The sequence below is a fragment of the Luteococcus struthionis genome (assembly GCF_048595755.1).
Classification (GTDB): Bacteria; Actinomycetota; Actinomycetes; order Propionibacteriales; family Propionibacteriaceae; genus Luteococcus.
In genome coordinates, this window is record NZ_CP184360.1 from 949,975 (window position 1) to 969,779 (window position 19,805).

Genomic DNA, 19,805 nt, shown 5'->3' on the forward strand with positions numbered 1-19,805 from the left:
AAATGTTCCCCCCGAAACATGACGTCTGGTGTGGCGTCCTGTCGCCGACCATACAGATGACCAACTACGCCTGCTTGCCAAACCCAGCGCACACTCAGGGAAGCCGAAGCCCCCTCACAGCCGGTCTTCAGCTGCTCGTCGCCTGCGGGTCACACCCCGGGCGCCGCGACTTTGCAAGTGGCATCATGGGCGCCAGAGCCCCGGGAGGTTGTCATGGCTGACAAGCACGGACGTCGACAGGAGGAGGCCGCGGAGGCGGCCCGGCAGGGCTGGAGCTTCACCGCCCCCAGCGCCACCCTGGGTCATTCCGCTGTGGGTCATTCCACCCCGAGTGATTCCGTTGTGGGCCCTTCCACCATGGGCAGTGCCTCGCGGGATGGGCAGCATTGGCGAGAGCCCAGCACCACCGGCAGCGTCACGACCACCAGCACCTTCGGATCGCAGTCGCTGCGGGGCAGTTCGGCGCTGGGCGGGGCGATGCCCCTGCCAGATCCGCACGGTGGGCCCGATCCGCACGGTGGAGTGGAGCACGCCGACCATGGGTACGTCACCTCCCTGGATCTGGCGAGGCTCGACGCGGAGCAGCCGACCGACCTGGACGGTGCCAGTTTCCCGCCGCCGACCGGTGCCCCGCAGCCTCCGCCCGAGGTGCAGCCTCCACCCGAGGTCTGGGCACCACCGCCGCAGGCCGACGTCACGGCCCAGCCCTGGGGGCTTCCCGACGGTGGCGCCGACGGGGTGTGGAAACCGCCCGCCCAGCCACCCCAGCGGCGATCCACGCCGAGCGGCAAGCCGGTTGGCGCCGCCAGGCGTCTGGTGGGCGTGCTGGTGGCACTGACCTTCGTCCCCGGCCTGTTCAGCAGCGGGCTGGTCTGGCTGCAGGAGCAGGGGTGGGTCGAGTCGATCGGTACGCGTCAGGTTCAGCCCGAGCCGCCTTCCGGTGAGCAGCATGTCTCCGGTGGTGTGGCCAGCTATCGAGCACCGGCCGAGTGGCTCGTCCGGGAGGTGAGCTCCAGCGGCGATCACCTGATCTCCAGGCAGCAGCCGACGACCCAGCTGTGGGTCGATCGCGAGGCGGCGCGGGGCTCATTGTCGCGGCAGTGTCGCGCCCGGCTCGAGGACGACGTCGAGGTGGTGCGGGGGCCGCGCCCCGATTTCGGTGGCCGCGAGTCGGTCAGCTACATCGGCACCAAGCCGGGGCTGACGGTGGTGCGCTCCTGTGCCCAGGAGGGCGGCGACGTGCTCATCCTGCACGGCGTCCACGACGGCACGGACGCCGACGCACTGCGCGAGGCGATGGGTCTGGTGGCCGAGACCATCGACTGACCCTCGCCGGTGACGGATTCGGCCCTCACCCGGCCCATGGCGCGGCGCCTGGTCGTGACAGACTGGAGCCAGCCCAACGAAGGAGTGAAGATGGCTGAGTTTGCCTACGAGGACATGCTGCCGCTCGGCAAGGACGAGACCCCGTACCGCCTGCTGACCACTGAGGGTGTGAAGGTTTCCGAAGGCCCCGGTGGACGCAAGTTCCTGGAGGTGGCTCCCGAGGCCCTCACACTGCTGGCGGAGACCGCCATGCACGACATTGCGCACTACCTGCGCCCCGCCCACCTGGCCCAGCTGAAGAAGATCATGGATGATCCCGAGGCGAGCCCGAACGACAAGTTCGTCGCGCTCGACCTGCTGAAGAATGCCAACATCGCCGCCGGCGGCGTGCTGCCGATGTGTCAGGACACCGGCACCGCGATCGTCTCGGGTCACCGTGGCCAGCACGTGCTCACCGAGGGCCCCGACGAGAAGGCGCTCAGCCTGGGCATCTACAACGCCTACACCAAGCTGAACCTGCGCTACTCGCAGAACGCTCCCATCACCATGTGGGAGGAGAAGAACACCGGCAGCAACCTGCCCGCGCAGATCGACATCGAGGCCGAGACCCATCCCGGCCACGAGGACGAGTACGGCTTCCTGTTCATGGCCAAGGGCGGTGGCTCGGCGAACAAGAGCTACCTGTACCAGGAGACCAAGGCCATCCTGAACCCCGACTCCATGATGAAGTTCCTGGAGGAGAAGATCCGCAGCCTGGGTACCGCGGCCTGCCCGCCCTACCACCTGGCGATCGTCATCGGCGGCACCTCGGCCGAGGCCTCGCTGCGCACCGCCAAGTACGCCTCGGCCAAGTACCTGGACGCCCTGCCCGACCACGGTGACATCACCGGCCACGGCTTCCGCGACCACGAACTCGAGGAGCAGGTGCTGGAGCTCACCCGCAAGCTCGGCATCGGAGCCCAGTTCGGTGGCAAGTACTTCTGCCACGACGTGCGCGTGGTCCGCCTGCCGCGCCACGGCGCCTCGCTGCCGGTGGCCATGGCCGTCTCGTGCTCGGCCGACCGCCAGTGCAAGGCCAAGATCACGCCCGAGGGTGTCTTCATCGAGCAGCTCGAGTTCGAACCGGCCAAGTACATGCCCGACACCGTGCCGGCCGACCTGGATGCCGAGAGCGACGGCATCTCCGGCACCGGCAAGGGCGCCGCGGTCAAGATCGACCTGAACCAGCCGATGGAGCAGATCCTGGCCGAGCTGACCAAGCACCCGGTCAAGACCCGCCTCAGCCTCACCGGCACCCTGGTGGTGGCCCGTGACATCGCCCACGCCAAGATCCGTGAGCGCCTGGACGCGGGCGAGGACATGCCGCAGTACATGAAGGACCACCCGGTCTACTACGCCGGCCCCGCCAAGACGCCGGACGGCATGGCCTCGGGTTCCTTCGGCCCGACGACCGCCGGGCGCATGGACTCCTATGTCGACCAGTTCCAGGCCGCCGGTGGCTCCATGGTGATGTTGGCCAAGGGCAACCGCTCGCAGCAGGTGACCGACGCCTGCAAGGCGCACGGTGGTTTCTACCTGGGTTCGATCGGTGGCCCCGCCGCCCGACTGGCCCAGGACTGCATCAAGAAGGTCGAGGTGCTGGAGTACCCCGAGCTCGGCATGGAGGCCGTGTGGCGCATCGAGGTGGAGGACTTCCCGGCCTTCATCGTCGTCGACGACAAGGGCAATGACTTCTTCGCCGAGGTCAACAAGCCGCTGGTGATGAACATCTCCACCCGTCCCGACATGGACTCCGCGGGAGACACCGAGGGCAAGTAGCCGACCCTCGCCTCACCCAGCCACGATCCCCGAGTTCGCCGGATCACGATCGCCGAGCCTGTCGAGGGGTCGGAAACGATCCCCGAGTTCGCCGGACCGCGATCCCCGAGCTTGTCGGGGGGAGGCGCCCGGGTTTCACGTGGAACCGCACGTGGAACCCGGGGCAGGTCGGCCCGGCACCCGGGGGTCGGAGCCGAGCATCGCGCCCGTCAGCTGCAGCTGGCGGGCGCTTTCTGCACCATGGGGGCGGCGCAATGGATAGCGTCGGAACATGACCAGACGCATCCTGGTGGTGGATGACGAGGCAGGGATCCGGGCGGTGCTGCGCGAATACCTGCTGGCCGACGGACACGACGTGGTGGAGGCCGCAACCGGTCGGCAGGCCCTGCAGGTGCAGGCAGCGGCGCCGGCAGACCTGGTGCTGCTCGACATCGGCCTGCCCGACATCGACGGTCTGGAGGTGCTGCGCTCTCTGCGGCAGGACGACGAGGTCTACGTGATCCTGGTCACCGCCCGGGCCGAGGAGGTGGACAAGCTCGTCGGGCTGCAGGTGGGGGCCGACGACTATGTCACCAAGCCCTTCAGCCCTCGCGAGGTGGCCGCGCGGGTGAAGACGGTGCTACGGCGTGCCCGGGGATCGGCCGGGGCAGCTGCCGCCCCTGGTCCAGATTCAGTGGTGATGGACTTCGGCAGCCTGCGCATCGACGTCGAACGCCGCGAGGTGACCGCCGGTGCCGACGACGTCGAGCTCTCCGCGCTGGAATTCGACCTGCTGGCGGCGATGGCCTCCTCGCCCGGTCGGGTCTGGTCGCGCCGACAGCTGCTGGACCAGGTATGGGGGGACGACTTCTTCGGTGACGAACGGGTCGTCGACGTCCATGTGCGCAATCTGCGGCGGGTGCTGCACGACGATGCCACGGACCCCACGGTGATCGGCACCGTCCGTGGTGTGGGGTACAAGTTCCTGCTGGGGGCGTGATGAACCGGTTGTCGACCCGACTGGTGATCAGTCACGCGGTGGTTGCCCTGGTGGCTGCCCTGACCACCTACCTGGTGGTGCGGTTGTGGGCGCCTGCCCTCTTCGACCAGAACCTGCACCAGGCCCGTGTGGCGGGGGGCGGTCGGATGCCGGGCCAAGGTCCCGGTCTGCGTCTGCAGTTCGCCGAGACGGTGAATCGTGCGGTCATGGTGGGTGGCCTCGCCGGGGTGCTGGTCGCCAGCCTGCTGGCCGCCCTGTTGGCCCGGCGCATCGTCGGTCCTCTGGTCTCGCTGCAGCGAGCGGCGCGATCGATGGCTGCCGGCCAATTCCAAACCCCCGTGCCGAGGAGCTCCACGGCCGAACTGGCGCGGCTGTCCGACGACGTGCGCAGCCTGGGGACCCAGCTTGCCGAGGCCGAAGCCCGGCGGGTGCGGCTGCTGGGTGAGTTCGCGCACGAGCTGCGCACCCCGCTGAGTGTGGCCAATGGCTACCTGGAGGCGATGGTGGACGGTGTGATGCCCACCGATGCCGAGCGGCTGACGCAGGTGCAGGACGAGTTGCGGCGGGTGCAGCGGTTGGGAACCGACCTCTCGTCGCTCTCGCGGGCCGAGGAGGGGCGCCTGGAGCTGCGCCCCCAGCCGGTGCGGCTCGACGAGGTGGCCCAACGCGTGGTCGCTCGGCTGGCACCCCAGGCGGACGACGCCGGGGTGGAGCTGGTCGCCAGCGGCAGTGCACCCCCGGTCCAGGCTGATCCAGACCGGATGGCGCAGGTGCTGACCAATCTGGTGGGCAATGCCCTGCGGGCCACCCCGCCCGGTGGCCGAATCACCGTGACCACGGATGGCTCCGATGCCGCGGTGCGGGTGCGGGTGGCCGACACGGGTGAGGGGCTGACCCGCGACGACCTGGACAGGATCTTCGAACGCTTCTACCGGGTGGGCCGTCGGGCCGATGGTGGCACGGGGATCGGGCTGACGATCGCCCGAGGGATCGTGGAGGCGCACGGCGGCAGTCTGGAGGGCGAGTCCGAAGGCCTTGGCAGGGGCGCCGTCTTCACGGTCGGCCTGCCTCGGTGATGTGGAGGCCGGTGACGAGGGTGTTGGCTGCCGGGACCGCTGCCCTGTCCCGCCTCGGCGGCGGCAGTGAAGGCCTGCAGGTGGTTCTGCGACCCGAAGAACAGGTGCTCGAAGACTTGCCTCACGTCGGCCTGCTTGATCGTCTTCAGCGCGGCCTGCAGGTCTGCGATGTCGCGCTTCTCGAGCTCGATGCCCACCTGATAGGCCTCCTCCAGTGAGCTGCTGCCGCGTTGCAGCCAGTCGTCGTGGAGTTCCTGGATGGCCGGATCGGCATAGGTGCCAGCCGGCAGGCCCGCCGACGGGTCGTCGATGCCATAGGTGGCCAGCAGTGCGCCGATGGCGTCGTAGTGGCGCTGTTCGCTGAGCATGATGCGACTGAAGGGAAGTGTCTGGTCGTACTGGTCGGCGAGTGCGGTGTAGAGGTCGCGGGCCATGCGCTCCTCCTCGCGGCTGAAGGCCAGGCTCTTGGCCAGGGCGGCATTGGCCTTCTGTTGGGCCGGGGTCGTGCGTGTGGGGGCGGGGGCCTGCCGTGCGACGGACGCGGGGGCCTGCGGCGTCGTGTCGGCCAGGGCAGGGCCGGTGAGGCCGATGCTGGAGAGCAACAGGGCGGAGGTGATGCCCAGGGCAGTGGGTGTCTTGCGCATGCGGCCAGTGCAGCAGGTGGGTGTGAAGGTCCTGCCGCTGTGGGTGTGAAGATCGTGTGAAGGGAAGCAGTGCAGGGGTTTTATACCCCACCGGGTATCATGGGGTCATGGCTACGACTGAGATCACTTCCCAGAACATCGAGCAGACGATCACCGGTGAGGGCATCGTCCTCCTGGACTTCTGGGCCGGCTGGTGCGGCCCCTGCATGCAGTTCGCGCCCATCTTCGAGGCAGCGAGCGAGAAGCACCCCGACATCGTCTTCGGCAAGATCGACACCGAGGCCCAGCAGGAGCTGGCCGTGCAGGCCGAGATCCAGGCCATTCCCACGCTGATGGCCTTCCGTGATGGCGTCGCGGTCTTCCGTGAGTCCGGTGCCCTGCCGGCTGCCGCGCTCGACCAGCTGATTGCGCAGATCCGTGGACTCGACATGGAGGCGGTCCGCGCGCAGATCGCGGAGCAGGGCGGCCAGGCTCGGTGAGCTGGTGCGCTCCTCACGTGGGGGTGACCTTCGCGGCCCCGCGTGCGTAGGGGGAGGGAAAGGGGAGGGGTCCTGCCGTTTGGCAGGACCCCTCCCCTTGTTCAGTCTCTGGGCTGGATCAGTTCTGGCCCGGGAACTTCAGCTCGCCGTTGGCGGGAGCCTCGGAGACCTGTCCGGCATCGGCGGTCGGCGAACCCTGCGCCTCGGTCTGGGGGGCGCCCGGAGCCTGCGTCTGCGGGGCCGCGGTGCCGGACTCGTTGAGCACGGCGTTGACCTGCTCGATCACCGCGGTCTCCTCGGGCGAGACACCCTTGGCGGCACCGGCGACCTCCTGGGTGGCGGCCGTCACGTAGGACTTCAGGGCCTCCAGGGTCGGCTGGTCCTTGCTGGCCACCTGCACCGCCTGGCGCAGGTTCTCCAGCAGCTTGGTGTTCATCTCTTCCTGCGAGCCGGCCTTGGGCGGCATCACCATGCCACCCTGCTTCATCAGCTCGGTGAACTCCTGAGGAGCGTTGGCGAGGGCCTTGGAAGCCGCCATCGACTCCTTGAAGGTGGCGAAGAAGCCGGGCTCTGCCTGGGAGACGAGGGCAACAGCACCCATGACTCCGCCGCGGATGGTCTCGATCTCATTCTCGGTGAACTGGCTCATGTCTCCAGTGTGCTGCGTGGCTTGGCTCGTGGAAAGGCGTATCGCCGTCGGCAGAACGACCGCAGGGGCCCCACCATCACGGTGGAGCCCCTGCGGACAAGGTGCGATGCGCGTGCCTCAGCGCTGGTCCATCGGCACGTAGTCGCGCTTCGTCTGGCCGACGTAGACCTGGCGGGGACGGCCGATCTTGGTGGCCTTGTCGTTGTTCTGCTCGCGCCACTGGGCGATCCAGCCGGGGAGACGACCGATGGCGAACAGCACGGTGAACATGTTCACCGGGAAGCCCATGGCCTCGTAGATCAGGCCGGAGTAGAAGTCGACGTTCGGGTAGAGCTTGCGGCTCTGGAAGTAGTCGTCGTTCAGGGCGGTCTGCTCGAGCTCCTGGGCGATGTCCAGCAGGTCGCGGCGACCCTCCTTGAGCTTCAGCACCTCGTCGGCGTGCTTCTTGATGATGTTGGCGCGCGGATCGTAGTTCTTGTAGATGCGGTGACCGAAGCCCATCAGCTTGATGCCGGACTCCTTGTTCTTCACCTTGTTCACGAACTCCTGCACGCTCATGCCGGAGTCCTTGATCTGCTGCAGCATCTCCAGGACTTCCTGGTTCGCGCCGCCGTGCAGGGGGCCCGAGAGGGCGTTCACGCCGGAGGCGACCGAGGCGTACATGTTGGCCTGCGAGGAGCCGACCAGACGGACGGTGGAGGTGGAGCAGTTCTGCTCGTGGTCGACGTGCAGGATCAGCAGCACCTCGAGGGCGCGGGTGATGGCGTCGTCGATCTGGTAGGGCTCGGTGGGGCTGCCGAAGCTCATGCGCTCGAAGTTCTCGATGTAGCTGAGCGAGTTGTCCGGGTACAGCGTCGGCTTGCCGATGGAGTTCTTGTAGCCATAGGCGGCCAAGGTGGGAACCTTGGCCATCAGGCGGGTGGTGGCCTCCTCGACCGACTCGGGATCCAGCCCGGTGGTCTCGGAGTTGAAGGTGCTCAGGCCCATGATGCCGGCGGCCAGCACGGGCATCGGGTGCGAACGACGGGGGAAGCAACGGAAGAAGTCGCGCATCCGCTCGTCGATGAGCATGCTCTTGGTGATGCGATCCTCGAAGGTGGCCAGCTGCTCGGCGGTGGGCAGCTCACCGTAGATGACCAGGTAGGCGGTCTCGACGAAGCTGGACTTCTCGGCCAGCTGTTCGATCGGGTAGCCGCGGTACTGCAGGACGCCGGCTTCGCCGTCGATGAAGGTGATGGCCGACTTGCACGAGGCGGTGCTGGAAAAGCCCTGGTCGTAGGTGGTGTCTCCGGTCTGGGCCAACAGCTTGACGATGTCATGGCCGTTGTTGCCCTGGGTGGCCTCCACAAAGGGAAGCTCTACCTTCTTGTCGCCGATTGCGAAGGACGCAAGATCAGTCATGGACGGTTCCTCCTTGAACGGAGTCCCGGAGGCTCCGGTCGAGTGGTCAGGTGTGGTGACACAGCTCGCTGGCGGACGCTGCCAGCGGATGCGGCCACGATAGCGCGTCCGCACGTCACAGGAAATGGGTGGGTGCGCACTGCGAACCGTTCGCAAGCGCCCAATTCTCTCCTGATTGCCTTGTGGCAAGGGGTTTTGTCGGATTCGAGAGAATTCTTGACGTCAAGAAACGGCGGCGGTCATTGGTGACCCGTTGGCTCGTGAGACGTAGTTGGGCTTGCTTCCGGTGGCCACGTACTGCAGGCGATGCCCGCGATCGGCGCTGGTGACCACATAGCTGGGCTGGGTGGCCCCCGTGATTCGCGTCCTCGTGCCGTTGCTGTTCACCCGGAACCAGGCGTGGGTGATGCTCACGCTCCCCGTTCCCCAGCTTCCGGCCGTGCCGGTGAGTCGGCTGCCCACCCGGGCGGTGCCGGAGACGGCAGGGGTGCCGATGCGTTCCAGGACTCCGGGGGTCACGTTGCTCAAGGTGTGCAACATGCGGTTCGGGGTCTGGCCGGAGGGATTGATGATCACATTGGGCTGCGACTGCTTGACGATCTGGTCGTGCACCTGGGCCGGGGTCCATGTGGGGCGTGCCTCGAGCACCATCGCTGCCGCGCCGGCCACGTGCGGGGCCGCCATCGAGGTGCCGTCGTCGACGGCCGTGGCGGACTGGCTTCCGATCCAGGCGGACGTGATGCCCGTGCCCGGGGCGAACAGGTCCACGCAGGGGCCGTCATTGCTGGTGGGTGCCTGGTAGTTGTTGGTGGAGGCATTGGCCACCGTCAGCACGTGGGGCACGTTGGCCGGGCTGAAGTTGCAGGCATTGGCGGGGGGCTCCCCGTCGGCCACATTGCCCGCCGCCGCCACCACGGTCACGCCGTCGGCGATGACGGACTCGACGGCCTGGGTGAAGGCCGGGCTGGCCGCGCCGGTGAGGCTCATGTTCAGCACGGCCGGCTTGCCGGCGGCGTGGTCGTTGACGACCCACTCCATGGCCGCCAGCGTGTCGGACTCGTAACCCCCGCCGTCGCAGTCGAGGACCTTGATCGGCACCAGGGTGGTCTGCTTTGCCACACCGTGACGGGTACCGCCCACGATCCCTGCGACGTGCGTGCCGTGCCCGGCGCAGTCGCTCGGGGCGGTGCCGGGCTTGACGAAGTTGGGACCGTTGACGATGCGACCGGTGAAGTCTGTGTGGCCCAGGTTGATGCCGGAATCGACCACATAGCTGCGCACGCCGGCGCCCGTGCGGCTGGCGGTGTAGCTGCGCGAGCCCCGGGAGGTCTTCTGGTCGATCCGGTCCAGCCCCACCGGCGGGTCGTTCTGCACGCCGGCGGCCCACACCCGGTTGTCCCGGGTGACGCTCTTCACGCCCGGCAGGCGACGCATCGAGTCGGCCCGTTTGGCATCCATCCGGACGGCCATGCCCGGGAAGGTGCGGCTGAAGCGGTGCGTGACCTTTGCGCCCCCGCGGCTGGAGGCGGCCTGGACCGCGGCTGCGGCACGCGGATTCTCCAGCTGGATGATCCAGCGGTCGCTGTCCTGCTCGGGGGCTGCGTGGCCCTGGGAGGGGGCCAGGGCGAGCGGGGTGAGCGACAGTGCAAGACAGGCTGCCGCGAGGCGTGCCAGACGGCGGGGGTGGCTGAGGCGCATGATGACCTTTCCGGGGGGACGTTGCTCACTGTAGGCAGCCCGCTAAACGTATGCCACAAGGAAGTTGTAGGAAAGGTCGAGAAAAAAGGTTGAACTTTCAACAATAGTGTGGCATGGTTGTACCCAGTTGGACATCCCAACTACTCCTGACCGGCAGGCCCGGCCAGCCCACAGATTTCAGAGGAGACACGATGACCGACATGACCAGCCTCAACGGCACCTATGCCATTGACCCCACCCACAGCAGCCTGGGCTTCATCGCCCGCCACGCGATGATCACCAAGGTTCGCGGCAGCTTCAAGGAGTTCGAGGGCGTCGCCACCGTCGACGGCCAGAACCCGGGCGCCAGCAATGTGAAGGTCACCATGCAGGTTGCCTCGATCGACACCCGCAATGGCGATCGTGACGCCCATCTGACCAGCGCCGACTTCTTCGACGTCGAGAACTTCCCCACCATCACCTTCGACTCGACCAAGGTCGAGGCCGTGGATGCCGACACTGTCGAGATCACCGGTGACCTGACTATCAAGGACGTCACCAAGAGCGTCACCATCCCCTTCGAGTACACCGGCGCTGCCAAGGACCCGTTCGGCAACGAGCGCATCGGCTTCGAGGGCAAGACCGAGGTCAACCGCAAGGACTTCGGTCTCACCTGGAATGCCGCCCTGGACACCGGTGGCGTGCTGGTGAGCGAGAAGATCACCCTGGAGTTCGAGATCTCGGCCATCAAGCAGGCCTGATCCCCCGGCCGCTGGCCTCGCCGCGGCAACCAGGCACGACAGGACCGCCCGCATCCCTGGATGCGGGCGGTCCTGTCGTCTTGTGCCGGGCCTGTTGCCGGTGAACGAAAGAGTTCGGTGCACGGAAGGGGCCGGTGCACGAAAGAAGGCAGCCTCGTCGCGGCTGGTCGGGGGGTCCAGTGCTCGCGGCGAGGCTGCCGATACCGGGTGCATTCGGGGGGATCCACCCGGTGGAGGAATTCAATCAGAAGAAGGGGAACAGTGGGTGTCGCATCCAGCTCCACGTGATGACTGCTCCTTGTCCAGAAGGGTTTCTGCGGGGAAGGTTGCCCCAGATCCACAGCAGAACTTCACCTGCGAGGAGGCGATGGGAAAATGAGCGATGTGAGGGCAGTCACCGCAACGATCCACGGGCGAGTGCAGGGCGTCGGCTTCCGATGGAGCTGCCTGCAACAGGCCGAGGACCTGGGCGTGCAGGGCTGGGTACGCAACCTGTCCGACGGCAGCGTCGAGGTCTGGGCCGAGGGAGAGGACCGGGCCGTCGAGCACCTGTTGTCCTGGTGTCGCAAGGGCCCCCGGTGGGCGCAGGTCGACGAGGTGGCCGTGCGAGCCGCCAAGCCCGCGGGGCACACCGACTTCAGGGTGCGGTGACCCGCCCCGGCTCCTCGGCCCCGGTCACGGCACTCAGCGGTCGCGCAGCCATAGCGTCGTGGCGGGCGGCAGGTCGTCGCCCTCCACCGGCCAGCTCCACAGCAGCGGGGTCGCCTGGCCCAGTCCCAGACCCGCCAGTGGGACCGGCTCGTCGCAGAAGTTGGTGAGGCAGTGCCATGGCCCGCGGGCAAAGTGCAAGACGCGGTCATCGGCCTCGTCGAGCCAGCGCAGCGGCGCCTGACCCACGAGCCCGCGCAGTTCCCGCCGTGACCGCAGGGCCGCGCGGTACAGGTTCAGGGTGGAATCGGGGTCGTCCTGTTGTGCCTTGACGCTCAACTGGCCGAAGACCTCCGGTTGCGGCAGATGCGCTGCTCCGGGGCCGAAGCCGAAGGACGAGCCGCCCAGCGCATGGCGATCGCGCGCCCAGGGCAGGGGGACGCGGCACCCGTCGCGGCCCTTCTCCTTGGTGGAACGCCCCAGCATCGGATCGGTGAGCACCTCGCGGGGCAGGTCTGCCACCTCGGGCAGGCCCAGCTCGTCGCCCTGGTACACGTAGGTGCAGCCGGGCAGGGCCAGCTCCACCATCACCGCGGCGCGCGCCCGGCGAAGGCCCAGGGCAATGTCGGCCTGCGGCTCGAGGCCGTCGCTCAGCAGCCACTGGCGGGCCAACCACTGCGAGTCATGCCGGAAGGCGGGTTCGTCGGGGCGGGCCTCGTCGACGCGCACCCGGGGCTCCTGCGGCGTAGGAAGCGCCAGCCGACTCGCCACCCGTGGTGTGTCGTGGCAGCCCAGCAGCCAGGTGGTGCTGGAGCCGGACTCGGCGGCTTCCGACAGCGCCCGATCGATCACCTGGTGGAAGTCGTCGCGGCGCCAGTCACACTCCTGCATCGAGAAGTCGAAGGCCTGGCCGAGCAGCCGGGCATAGCGACCGCGACGGGTCGGATGTACCGCGGCCTCCGCCACCGCGAAGCGCGGCGGATCGTAGGAGTCGAAGATCCGACGCCACTGTTCGTACAGCTCCATCAACTCGTCGCGGTCGAACCAGGGGTGGGATCCGTCGGTGCGGCCAAAGTCCTGCACGGTCTGCCAGGGTTCCCACGGCTCGTCCACCTGCTTCACCAGCGAATGGGCCACATCCACCCGGAACCCGTCCACCCCGCGATCGCTCCAGAAGCGCAGCGTCTGTTCGAAGTCGGCGCGTACCTCGGGATGGTGCCAGTTGAGGTCGGGCTGCTCCGGGGCGAACAGGTGCAGGTACCACTGCCCGTCGCCCACCGGGTGCCACGCGGAGCCGCCGAACAGGCTCTGCCAGTCACTGGGAGGCTCGGTGCCGCCCTGGGTGCCGTCGCGGAAGACATAGCGCTGGCGGGCGGAGGAGCCGATGCCCGAGGCGAGCGCCTGCTCGAACCAGCGGTGCCGGTTGGAGGTGTGGTTCGGCACGAGGTCGATGATCACGCCGATTCCCCGGCCGTGCAGTGCCCGCACCAGCTGGTCGAAGTCATCCAGCGTCCCAAGCCGGGGATCCACGGCCCGGTGGTCGTCCACGTCGTAGCCGCCGTCGGCAAGCTGCGAGGGGTAGAAGGGCGACAACCACACCGCGTCGATTCCCAGGCTGGCGAGGTGGTCCACTCGGCTGGTGATGCCGGTCAGATCGCCGATGCCGTCACCGGTGGAGTCGGCAAAGCTGCGGGGATAGATCTGCAGCACGACGGCATCGCGCCACCAGTCGGCCGGGCGGGCGTGCTCGGGAAAGTCCATCCGACCAGTCTGTCAGGGCACGAAAGCCGTCCTGCTCCGGGCATGTTCGCTGTGGGCGTCGCTGGAATGCTGGTGCTGCGCAGGGCGGCCCCGTAGCGTTGAAGCATCGGCCACCGCGGCCAAAACGATCACTGACCCCGAGCAGGAGCTGATCATGACGCAGTACAACGACGAAGCCAGCCGCACCGACGCCGCCAAGGCCAAGGCCTCCGAGGCCGCCGCCAAGGCCAAGGCGCAGGCCGACGCCGCCAAGGCAGCAGCCCAGGAGAAGGCCAACCAGGCCAAGGAGAAGGCCAACTCCGCCGCTGCCCAGGACAAGGCGAAGGAAGCGGCCGTGAAGGCCAAGAAGGCCGCCGACGATGCCGCCAGCAAGGCCGGCGAGGCCGTCCACAAGAACCGCGAGAAGATCGACAGCACCGTCGAGAAGGCCGCCCAGCTGATCGACGAGAAGACGCAGGGCAAGGCCACCGGTGTGGTCACCAAGGTCAAGGAAGTCATCACCACCGTGCTCGACAAGACCGAGCAGAAGCGCACCACCGGTGCCAAGGTGAGCAATGCCGCCGACGACGTGGCCCAGGCCACCGACGACGTGGTGGACGACGTGCAGGCCAAGATGGACGGCGACAACCGCTTCTGAGCCTGCCCCCATGGGCACGGAGCCCCCGTCGGAGTCCCGAGACCGACGGGGGCTCCGTCATGTCTGGGCGGGGTCATCCCCTCGACAGGCTCGGGGAGCGGGGTGAGGGCTCGGGGAGCGTGGTGAGGGCTCGGGGAGCGTGGTGGTCATCCCCAGCCGAGTGCGTGGAGCCGATCGTCCTCGATGCCGAAGAAGTGCGCCACCTCGTGCACCACGGTGGTGAGCACCTCGTCGGCCACCTCCTCACGGGTCTGGCACATGGCCAGGGTGGGCAGCCGGTAGATGAAGATCTGGTCGGGCAGCACCGCGGCATAGCCGCCATCGCGTTCGGTCAGCGGGATGCCCTCGTAGAGCCCCAACAGCTCGGGATCCTGCTCGTTGGCGTCCTCGACGACCAGCAGACAGTTCTCGAGCAGCGCCATCAACTCCTCGGGGATCTCCTCCAGCGCCTGGGCGGCCAGCTCCTCGAACTCCTGGGCGTCCATCTCAACCATGACGGTCCTTCCACTGCGGGGACTCCTGCGCGATCCGTGCCCCGTCGCTGACGCACCAGGCCACGAAGTCACGCACATCCTTGCCGCGGCGGGCCTGCGAGCGGTAACGGCTCGGTTCGTCGGGGCGCTCGCGGATCCGCAAGGCCTCCAGGCCCAGATCGCGCCACCGGGCGTCCAGGCTGTTGGCCACATAGCGACCCGCACCACTCTTGGAGGTCATCCGGCCCGTGGCCAACAGGTGGTGCAGCCGCCCGGCACCCAGCACGCACCAGGCCACCGAGTCATCATTGCGACCCGCCACCATCCACCCCAGCTTGAGTTCCCGCGCCGTGCGGCCCCAGTACGAGGCCAGGTTGTCGCGGGTGAACTCCCACAACCGCTGACGATCGTGGTCGATGCCCAGCACGCGTGGGTCGCGCCCGGCCACCCGGATGCCGCGCTCGGCCAGCTCCGCCCAGGCCACCGGGTTCACGTCCTGGCGTGCCGCCGGTCGGAAGGTGCCGGCATGGGCGCAGGGTACGTCGGGGCACTGCGACGGGGCGCCCCGCAGATCCTCCAGCAACACGTGGTGGCCGTCGAAGTCATGGTCGGGGAATTCGAACCAGATCTGGGTGTGCGCCGCCTCCAGGGCCTCCAGGTCATGGCGGCCGGGGCGGCGGGTCAGCACCGCGGTGAAGTCGACGTCGGAGGAGTCGAAGAACTCACCCCAGGCCAACGAGCCACGCAGGTACAGACCTTCCAACAGGTCTTCCGAGGTGTTGTTGAGGGCGTGGGTGAAGGAGGCACAGATCTGCTCCACCTGGGTGGGCAGCTCCTCGTCCATGCCGCTGACCCTAACGCGTACGGGGCCGCGGCGTGTCCGCTGCCGACCTACCAGAGACCCCAGTGCCCGACGAGTGCATTCAGGTCTGACCCCCCAATCGTCGCTGGTCCGGTCATGTAGAAAGGAGCCATGAGCGACGCGACCCCCGCCAGCTTGGACTGGATCATGCGCCTGTGCCGGATCGACACCACCAGCCGCGGCAGCAACACCGAGCTGGTGGAGCTGGTGGCGGGGGAGTTCCGACGCCTGGGCATCGAACCACACCTGTTCGACTCCCCCGACGGCCTCAAGCAGGGGCTGGTGGCCACCGTGCCCGCCGCCGACGGCACCACCTCGGGCGGGGTGGTGATCAGCGGGCACACCGACGTCGTCCCCGTCGACGGGCAGCAGTGGGCCAGCGACCCCTTCGACCCGCAGGTGCGCGACGGCAGGCTCCATGGCCGCGGCGCGGTCGACATGAAGGGCTATCTGGGGGTGGCGATGCACCTGCTGCCCCAGATGGTGGCCGCGCGCCTCAAGGAACCGATCCACTTTGCCCTCAGCTACGACGAGGAGCTGGGCTGCCGGGGCGGCGATGCCATCGTCGCCCAGATCAACGAACTCGGCCTGGCGCCGCGGGCGGCCCTGGTGGGGGAGCCCACCATGATGCAGGTGGTACGTGCCCACAAGTCGGTCTGCTACGCCCGGGTGCGTTTCACCGGAGTCGAATCGCACTCCTCGCTGACCACCCACGGGGTCAATGCCATCGAGTACGCCGCCGAGCTGGTGGCCTGGTGGCGCACGGTCGTCGACGGGTGGAAGGCCGAGGGTCCCTTCGACGAGGCCTACCCGATCAGCCACTCCACCGGAGGGGTCAACCAGTTCACCGGGGGCACGGCGGGCAACATCGTGCCCGGCCAGGCCGAACTGGTGCTGGAATTTCGCACCGTGCCCGGCAACGACCCCGAGGAACTGCTGGAAAACCTCTACGGCGTCTGTGACCAGCTGCGCTCACGGATGCAGTCCGAGAATGCCGCCGCCGACGTCGAGGTGACGGTGGATGCGATGGCGCCCGGTCTGGACACCGGCGCCGAGGAGTACGTGGTCCAGCTGGCCACGCAGCTGGGTGGCATCCCCAGCCAGAAGAAGGAGGCCTATGCCACCGAGGCGGGACAGTTTGCCCGCGGTGGGATCCCCGCGGTGGTGTGCGGCCCCGGCGACATCGAGCAGGCCCACAAGGCCGACGAGTTCGTCGCCCTCGACCAGCTGGCCGCGTGCGAACGCTATCTGGGAGGTCTGATCACCGCCCTCAGCGAGTGAGGTTGATCACTGCCGTTCTGCTGCGGGGAACGTCATGTGGCCCGCGGGAAAAGGTTCAACTCGCAAGATTTGGTGGACAGCGACGACTTCGTGCCTGAAAGTAGGCGCATGACAACTGCCACTGAGACCGTCGAGAACGGACGGGGAGGCGAACCCAGCCTCAAGCGGGTGCTTGGCCCCGGGCTCCTGCTGCTGTTCATCATGGGCGACATCCTGGGCACGGGCGTCTACGCCCTGACCGGCAAGGTGGCGGCACAGGTGGGCGGCATCGTCTGGCTGCCCTTCCTGTGTGCCTTCATCGTCGCCCTGCTGACCGCCTTCAGCTATCTGGAGCTGGTCACCAAGTACCCGCAGGCGGCTGGTGCGGCCTTGTATGCGCAGCGTGCGTTCAAGAGCCACTTCTTCACCTTCATCGTCGCCTTCACCGTGATGTGCTCCGGCCTGACCTCGTCGGCCTCGGCATCGAAGGCCTTCGCCGGCAACCTTGCCGCCGCCTTCGGCTGGAATGTCGACGAGCACGGCATGGACCTCAAGCTGATCGCCGGCGGCTTCCTGCTGCTGCTCATGCTGGTCACCCTGCGTGGCGTCTCCGAGTCGGTGAAGCTCAACGTGGTGCTCACCTGCGTGGAGCTGTCCGGTCTGCTCATCGTCATCCTGGTGGGCTTCTGGGCAATGAGCCAGGGGCAGGCCGACTTCAGCCGCCTCACCGAGGTGAACGTGGCCGAGGGCAAGACGGCCTTCAGCGCCGTCACCGCGGCGACGGCGCTGGCCTTCTTCGCCATGGTGGGCTTCGAGGACTCGGTGAACATGGCCGAGGAGACCAAGGACCCGGTGCGGATCTTCCCCAAGATCCTGCTGCTGGGCCTGGGCCTGACCGGCGTCGTCTACGTGCTGGTGGCCATCACCTCGGTCTCCCTCGTCACTCCCGAGAAGCTCGGCGAGGGCTCCACGCCGCTGCTCCAGGTGGTCCAGGTGGGTGCTCCGGCCTTCCCGACCGAGGTCTTCGCCCTGATCACCATGTTCGCCGTCTCCAACACCGCCCTGCTCAACATGTTGATGGCCTCTCGCCTGCTCTACGGCCTGGCACACGAAGGCGTGCTGCCGCGCTCGCTGGGCAAGGTGAGCGTCAAGGGACGCACCCCCTACGTCTCGATCGTGTTCACCACGCTGCTGGCACTGGGGCTGGTCTGGTTCAGCAACCTGACCGCGCTGGGCGGCACCACGGCGCTGCTGCTGCTGTGCGTGTTCACCGTGGTCAACATCGCCGTGCTGGTGCTGCGCAAGGACCGCAGGGACACCAAGCACTTCACCACGCCGACGATCATGGCAGTGCTGGGCGCCATCACCTCCGCCTTCCTGGCCAGCCCGCTCTCGGGCCGTGCCACGGGCGACTACGTGGTGGCCGGCTGGCTGCTGCTGGTGGGCATCGTGCTGGGTGTCATCACCTTCATGATCAACCGCTTCGTCTACAAGCGCGAGACCAAGTTCGCCGACGTCGAGCACCTGGGCGACGTCGAGTGGGAGGTGGAGCACCCCAGCAATGAGGTGCCGCCGCTGCGCGACGCGCTGCGCAAGCAGGACGACGCGGAGTAGCTCAGATCCAGCCGTTGTCCGTGGCGGTGCGCGCCGCCTCCACCCGATTCTCGGTGCCGGTCTTGCCGATGGCCGAGGAGAGGTGGTTGCGCACCGTCCCGGGTGACAGGTGCACCTGCTCTGCGATCCGGGCGACGGAGGTCCCGTCGCGCGCCAGCCGCAGCACCTCGCGCTCCCGGTCGCTGAGCGGATTGGGACCGCCCAGCAGGGAGGCCTCGGCCAGGGCCGGGTCGACGACGCGCAGGCCGGCGGCCACCCGTCGGACCGCCTCGGCAAGATCCTCCGCCGGGGCGTCCTTCACGATGAAGCCCGACGCGCCCGCCTCCAGGGCCTGGCGCAGATAGCCGGGCCGGTCGAAGGTGGTGACCACCAGCACCTTCACCCCCGGCAGTTCGCGGCGCAGCGCGGCGGTGGCCTGCAGCCCGTCGAGGCCGGGCATCTGGATGTCCAACAGGCACACCTCGGCCCCGCTGGCCCGGGCGGCGTCGACCACCTCGTCGCCGCGGCCCACCTGGGCCACCACGTCGAGGTCACCCTCCAGTTCCAGCAGGGCACCCAGGGCGCCACGCACCAGCGCCTGGTCGTCGGCCAACAGCACCTTGGTCACCACGTCACATCCACCTTCACGCCACCCAGTTCGCCATGTCCGACGGTCAACTCGCCACCGGCCGCCGCGACCCGTTCATGCATGCCGCGCAGCCCATTGCCGTCATGTGCCGTCCCGGCCAGGCCGTCACCATCGTCCTCCACCGCCAGTCGCCGAGGCGAGATGGTCACCCGCACCCGGCTCGCATGCGCATGACGCAGCACATTGGTCACGCACTCGCGCAGCACCCAGCCCAGGATGACGGCCATCGGCCCGGTCGGGGCATCGGGACTGCCCTCGACGAGCAGCTCCACGTCGTTGTCCCGCAAGGCGCCACGGGCATGCTCCAGCTCGTCGGCGAGGCTCGAGGAGCGCTCCATGGAGACGGTGCGGCGCACATTGCCCAGTGCCTCCGCGACGATGGCGCGGGTCTCGGTCAGCTCCTCATGGGCCCGGCCAGGGTTTGCCTCCATGAGCCGATCGATGAGCTGCAGCTTGAGGTTGACGACGGTCAGCGAGTGCCCCAGCAGGTCATGCACGTCGGAGGCGATCCGGTTGCGTTCCTCCACCACCAACAGCCGACGCTCGCGGGCCTCGTCCGCGATGCCCTTCTCCACCATCCACGTCACCAACCAACCGACCACCAGGATCAGTACGCCGGCCAGCAGCACGTTGACGCTGTCCGAGGTGACGCCGAGGGCGAGGGAGACCAACAGCGCGGCGACGAGGGTCGCAAGCCCTGACCAGCGGTTGACCGGGGTCCACAGTCCCCAGATCGCCGCCGCGGTGAGGAAGGGCACATAGCCCATCGCCGAGGACCCCAACACCTGGCTGCTCGCTACAGCGATCGCCACAAGCCCCGCGAAGATCACCACCTGCAGCCGGTGCTGGCTCCTCGGCATGTCGATGCCCAGCCTGCGCAGCATTGCGAGGTAGCCGACGACGAACAGACCCATCAGGGCGAAGCCGATCGCCTGGTCGCGAGCAGGCCTGGTGAGCAAGCTGCTCACCGGGTAGACGAGGAAGACCAGCCAGATGCCGGACATCGTCATGCTGATGACGTCGACCTGACGGCCCGCCTGGCCCTGCTTCATTGGCGCGCCCTTGCGCTGCTTCACTGGCGCGTCCTGGCGCTGCTTCACTGGCGCGTCCTG

Annotated in this window: 18 protein-coding genes and 1 pseudogene; 10 read left to right on the forward strand and 9 right to left on the reverse strand. The window is 68.0% G+C overall.

Annotated features, from left to right (window positions below; genetic code table 11):
- Positions 1-213 precede the first annotated feature (213 nt).
- The 4 genes from ACOAMO_RS04410 to ACOAMO_RS04425 all read left to right on the forward strand — a co-directional run bounded on the left by ACOAMO_RS04410 (position 214) and on the right by ACOAMO_RS04425 (position 5,199).
- Positions 214-1,326 (forward strand): hypothetical protein, encoded by a 1,113-nt coding sequence (locus tag ACOAMO_RS04410; protein ID WP_420176373.1) that lies wholly within the window; start codon positions 214-216, stop codon positions 1,324-1,326.
- Positions 1,327-1,416: 90 nt separating this feature from the next.
- Positions 1,417-3,144, forward strand: a complete 1,728-nt coding sequence (locus ACOAMO_RS04415; RefSeq protein WP_420176374.1) for a fumarate hydratase — start codon at positions 1,417-1,419, stop codon at positions 3,142-3,144.
- A gap of 271 nt (positions 3,145-3,415) precedes the next feature.
- Positions 3,416-4,123, forward strand: a complete 708-nt coding sequence (locus ACOAMO_RS04420; protein WP_420176375.1) for a response regulator — start codon at positions 3,416-3,418, stop codon at positions 4,121-4,123.
- Positions 4,123-5,199: a sensor histidine kinase gene (locus tag ACOAMO_RS04425; RefSeq protein ID WP_420176376.1), complete on the forward strand. Its 1,077-nt coding sequence runs from the start codon at positions 4,123-4,125 to the stop codon at positions 5,197-5,199. Before ACOAMO_RS04420 ends, ACOAMO_RS04425 begins: the two co-directional genes overlap by 1 nt.
- A gap of 65 nt (positions 5,200-5,264) precedes the next feature.
- Here the strand turns inward: ACOAMO_RS04425 and ACOAMO_RS04430 are convergent.
- Positions 5,265-5,843 (reverse strand): annotated as a pseudogene (locus tag ACOAMO_RS04430) (DUF2202 domain-containing protein); the annotation flags it as partial.
- A 107-nt stretch (positions 5,844-5,950) separates the two neighbouring features.
- Between ACOAMO_RS04430 and trxA the strand changes: the two are divergent.
- Positions 5,951-6,322 (forward strand): thioredoxin, encoded by a 372-nt coding sequence (gene trxA / locus ACOAMO_RS04435; RefSeq protein ID WP_420176377.1) that lies wholly within the window; start codon positions 5,951-5,953, stop codon positions 6,320-6,322.
- 118 nt (positions 6,323-6,440) lie between these two features.
- Here the strand turns inward: trxA and ACOAMO_RS04440 are convergent, their stop codons facing one another.
- From ACOAMO_RS04440 to ACOAMO_RS04450, 3 genes are all read right to left on the reverse strand, one after another.
- On the reverse strand, positions 6,441-6,971 hold the full coding sequence (locus ACOAMO_RS04440; RefSeq protein WP_420176378.1) for a hypothetical protein: 531 nt from the start codon (positions 6,969-6,971) through the stop codon (positions 6,441-6,443).
- Between the two features lie 117 nt (positions 6,972-7,088).
- Entirely contained in the window at positions 7,089-8,372 is a 1,284-nt protein-coding gene (locus tag ACOAMO_RS04445) for a citrate synthase (RefSeq protein WP_420176379.1), read from the reverse strand.
- A gap of 222 nt (positions 8,373-8,594) precedes the next feature.
- Positions 8,595-10,070: a S8 family serine peptidase gene (locus ACOAMO_RS04450; protein ID WP_420176380.1), complete on the reverse strand. Its 1,476-nt coding sequence runs from the start codon at positions 10,068-10,070 to the stop codon at positions 8,595-8,597.
- Between the two features lie 191 nt (positions 10,071-10,261).
- Here ACOAMO_RS04450 and ACOAMO_RS04455 point away from each other — a divergent pair, with 191 nt between their 5' ends.
- Together ACOAMO_RS04455 and ACOAMO_RS04460 are read left to right on the forward strand one after the other, a co-directional pair.
- Positions 10,262-10,810: a YceI family protein gene (locus tag ACOAMO_RS04455; protein WP_420176381.1), complete on the forward strand. Its 549-nt coding sequence runs from the start codon at positions 10,262-10,264 to the stop codon at positions 10,808-10,810.
- Positions 10,811-11,185: 375 nt separating this feature from the next.
- On the forward strand, positions 11,186-11,461 hold the full coding sequence (locus tag ACOAMO_RS04460) for an acylphosphatase (protein ID WP_420176382.1): 276 nt from the start codon (positions 11,186-11,188) through the stop codon (positions 11,459-11,461).
- Between the two features lie 33 nt (positions 11,462-11,494).
- Here ACOAMO_RS04460 and ACOAMO_RS04465 read toward each other — a convergent pair whose 3' ends face one another.
- The gene (locus ACOAMO_RS04465; RefSeq protein ID WP_420176383.1) at positions 11,495-13,219 is read right to left on the reverse strand and encodes a glycoside hydrolase family 13 protein; all 1,725 of its coding nucleotides are present in this window, start codon (positions 13,217-13,219) and stop codon (positions 11,495-11,497) included.
- Positions 13,220-13,373: 154 nt separating this feature from the next.
- Here ACOAMO_RS04465 and ACOAMO_RS04470 point away from each other — a divergent pair, with 154 nt between their 5' ends.
- Positions 13,374-13,856, forward strand: coding sequence for an Rv0909 family putative TA system antitoxin (locus ACOAMO_RS04470; RefSeq protein WP_420176384.1), 483 nt, complete (start codon positions 13,374-13,376; stop codon positions 13,854-13,856).
- A gap of 146 nt (positions 13,857-14,002) precedes the next feature.
- On the opposite strand, the gene ACOAMO_RS04475 is transcribed toward ACOAMO_RS04470, so the two are convergent.
- Both ACOAMO_RS04475 and ACOAMO_RS04480 read right to left on the reverse strand, forming a co-directional pair.
- Positions 14,003-14,350 (reverse strand): metallopeptidase family protein, encoded by a 348-nt coding sequence (locus ACOAMO_RS04475; protein WP_420176385.1) that lies wholly within the window; start codon positions 14,348-14,350, stop codon positions 14,003-14,005.
- Positions 14,343-15,173, reverse strand: a complete 831-nt coding sequence (locus ACOAMO_RS04480; RefSeq protein ID WP_420176386.1) for a hypothetical protein — start codon at positions 15,171-15,173, stop codon at positions 14,343-14,345. Before ACOAMO_RS04480 ends, ACOAMO_RS04475 begins: the two co-directional genes overlap by 8 nt.
- A 129-nt stretch (positions 15,174-15,302) precedes the next feature.
- Between ACOAMO_RS04480 and argE the strand changes: the two genes are divergently transcribed.
- Both argE and ACOAMO_RS04490 read left to right on the forward strand, forming a co-directional pair.
- Complete coding sequence (gene argE / locus ACOAMO_RS04485) at positions 15,303-16,472, forward strand: acetylornithine deacetylase (protein WP_420176387.1); 1,170 nt, start codon at positions 15,303-15,305, stop codon at positions 16,470-16,472.
- A gap of 108 nt (positions 16,473-16,580) precedes the next feature.
- A complete protein-coding gene (locus tag ACOAMO_RS04490; protein WP_420176388.1) occupies positions 16,581-18,065 on the forward strand; it encodes an APC family permease in 1,485 nt (494 codons plus the stop codon).
- Position 18,066: 1 nt separating this feature from the next.
- Here the strand turns inward: ACOAMO_RS04490 and ACOAMO_RS04495 are convergent, their stop codons facing one another.
- Both ACOAMO_RS04495 and ACOAMO_RS04500 read right to left on the reverse strand, forming a co-directional pair.
- Positions 18,067-18,672 carry a response regulator gene (locus tag ACOAMO_RS04495; protein ID WP_420176970.1) on the reverse strand — a complete coding sequence of 202 codons (606 nt, stop codon included), beginning with the start codon at positions 18,670-18,672 and terminating at the stop codon, positions 18,067-18,069.
- Positions 18,669-19,793, reverse strand: coding sequence for a sensor histidine kinase (locus ACOAMO_RS04500; protein WP_420176389.1), 1,125 nt, complete (start codon positions 19,791-19,793; stop codon positions 18,669-18,671). Before ACOAMO_RS04500 ends, ACOAMO_RS04495 begins: the two co-directional genes overlap by 4 nt.
- Between the last annotated feature and the right edge of the window lie 12 nt (positions 19,794-19,805).

What these genes read in the sequence shown, in the direction of transcription:
- ACOAMO_RS04410 (WP_420176373.1), top strand. Translation starts at nt 214, where the DNA reads ATGGCTGACAAGCACGGACGTCGACAGGAGGAGGCCGCGGAGGCGGCC.
- ACOAMO_RS04415 (WP_420176374.1), top strand. Translation starts at nt 1,417, where the DNA reads ATGGCTGAGTTTGCCTACGAGGACATGCTGCCGCTCGGCAAGGACGAG.
- ACOAMO_RS04420 (WP_420176375.1), top strand. Translation starts at nt 3,416, where the DNA reads ATGACCAGACGCATCCTGGTGGTGGATGACGAGGCAGGGATCCGGGCG.
- ACOAMO_RS04425 (WP_420176376.1), top strand. Translation starts at nt 4,123, where the DNA reads ATGAACCGGTTGTCGACCCGACTGGTGATCAGTCACGCGGTGGTTGCC.
- trxA (WP_420176377.1), top strand. Translation starts at nt 5,951, where the DNA reads ATGGCTACGACTGAGATCACTTCCCAGAACATCGAGCAGACGATCACC.
- ACOAMO_RS04440 (WP_420176378.1), bottom strand. Translation starts at nt 6,971, where the DNA reads ATGAGCCAGTTCACCGAGAATGAGATCGAGACCATCCGCGGCGGAGTC.
- ACOAMO_RS04445 (WP_420176379.1), bottom strand. Translation starts at nt 8,372, where the DNA reads ATGACTGATCTTGCGTCCTTCGCAATCGGCGACAAGAAGGTAGAGCTT.
- ACOAMO_RS04450 (WP_420176380.1), bottom strand. Translation starts at nt 10,070, where the DNA reads ATGCGCCTCAGCCACCCCCGCCGTCTGGCACGCCTCGCGGCAGCCTGT.
- ACOAMO_RS04455 (WP_420176381.1), top strand. Translation starts at nt 10,262, where the DNA reads ATGACCGACATGACCAGCCTCAACGGCACCTATGCCATTGACCCCACC.
- ACOAMO_RS04460 (WP_420176382.1), top strand. Translation starts at nt 11,186, where the DNA reads ATGAGCGATGTGAGGGCAGTCACCGCAACGATCCACGGGCGAGTGCAG.
- ACOAMO_RS04465 (WP_420176383.1), bottom strand. Translation starts at nt 13,219, where the DNA reads ATGGACTTTCCCGAGCACGCCCGCCCGGCCGACTGGTGGCGCGATGCC.
- ACOAMO_RS04470 (WP_420176384.1), top strand. Translation starts at nt 13,374, where the DNA reads ATGACGCAGTACAACGACGAAGCCAGCCGCACCGACGCCGCCAAGGCC.
- ACOAMO_RS04475 (WP_420176385.1), bottom strand. Translation starts at nt 14,350, where the DNA reads ATGGTTGAGATGGACGCCCAGGAGTTCGAGGAGCTGGCCGCCCAGGCG.
- ACOAMO_RS04480 (WP_420176386.1), bottom strand. Translation starts at nt 15,173, where the DNA reads ATGGACGAGGAGCTGCCCACCCAGGTGGAGCAGATCTGTGCCTCCTTC.
- argE (WP_420176387.1), top strand. Translation starts at nt 15,303, where the DNA reads ATGAGCGACGCGACCCCCGCCAGCTTGGACTGGATCATGCGCCTGTGC.
- ACOAMO_RS04490 (WP_420176388.1), top strand. Translation starts at nt 16,581, where the DNA reads ATGACAACTGCCACTGAGACCGTCGAGAACGGACGGGGAGGCGAACCC.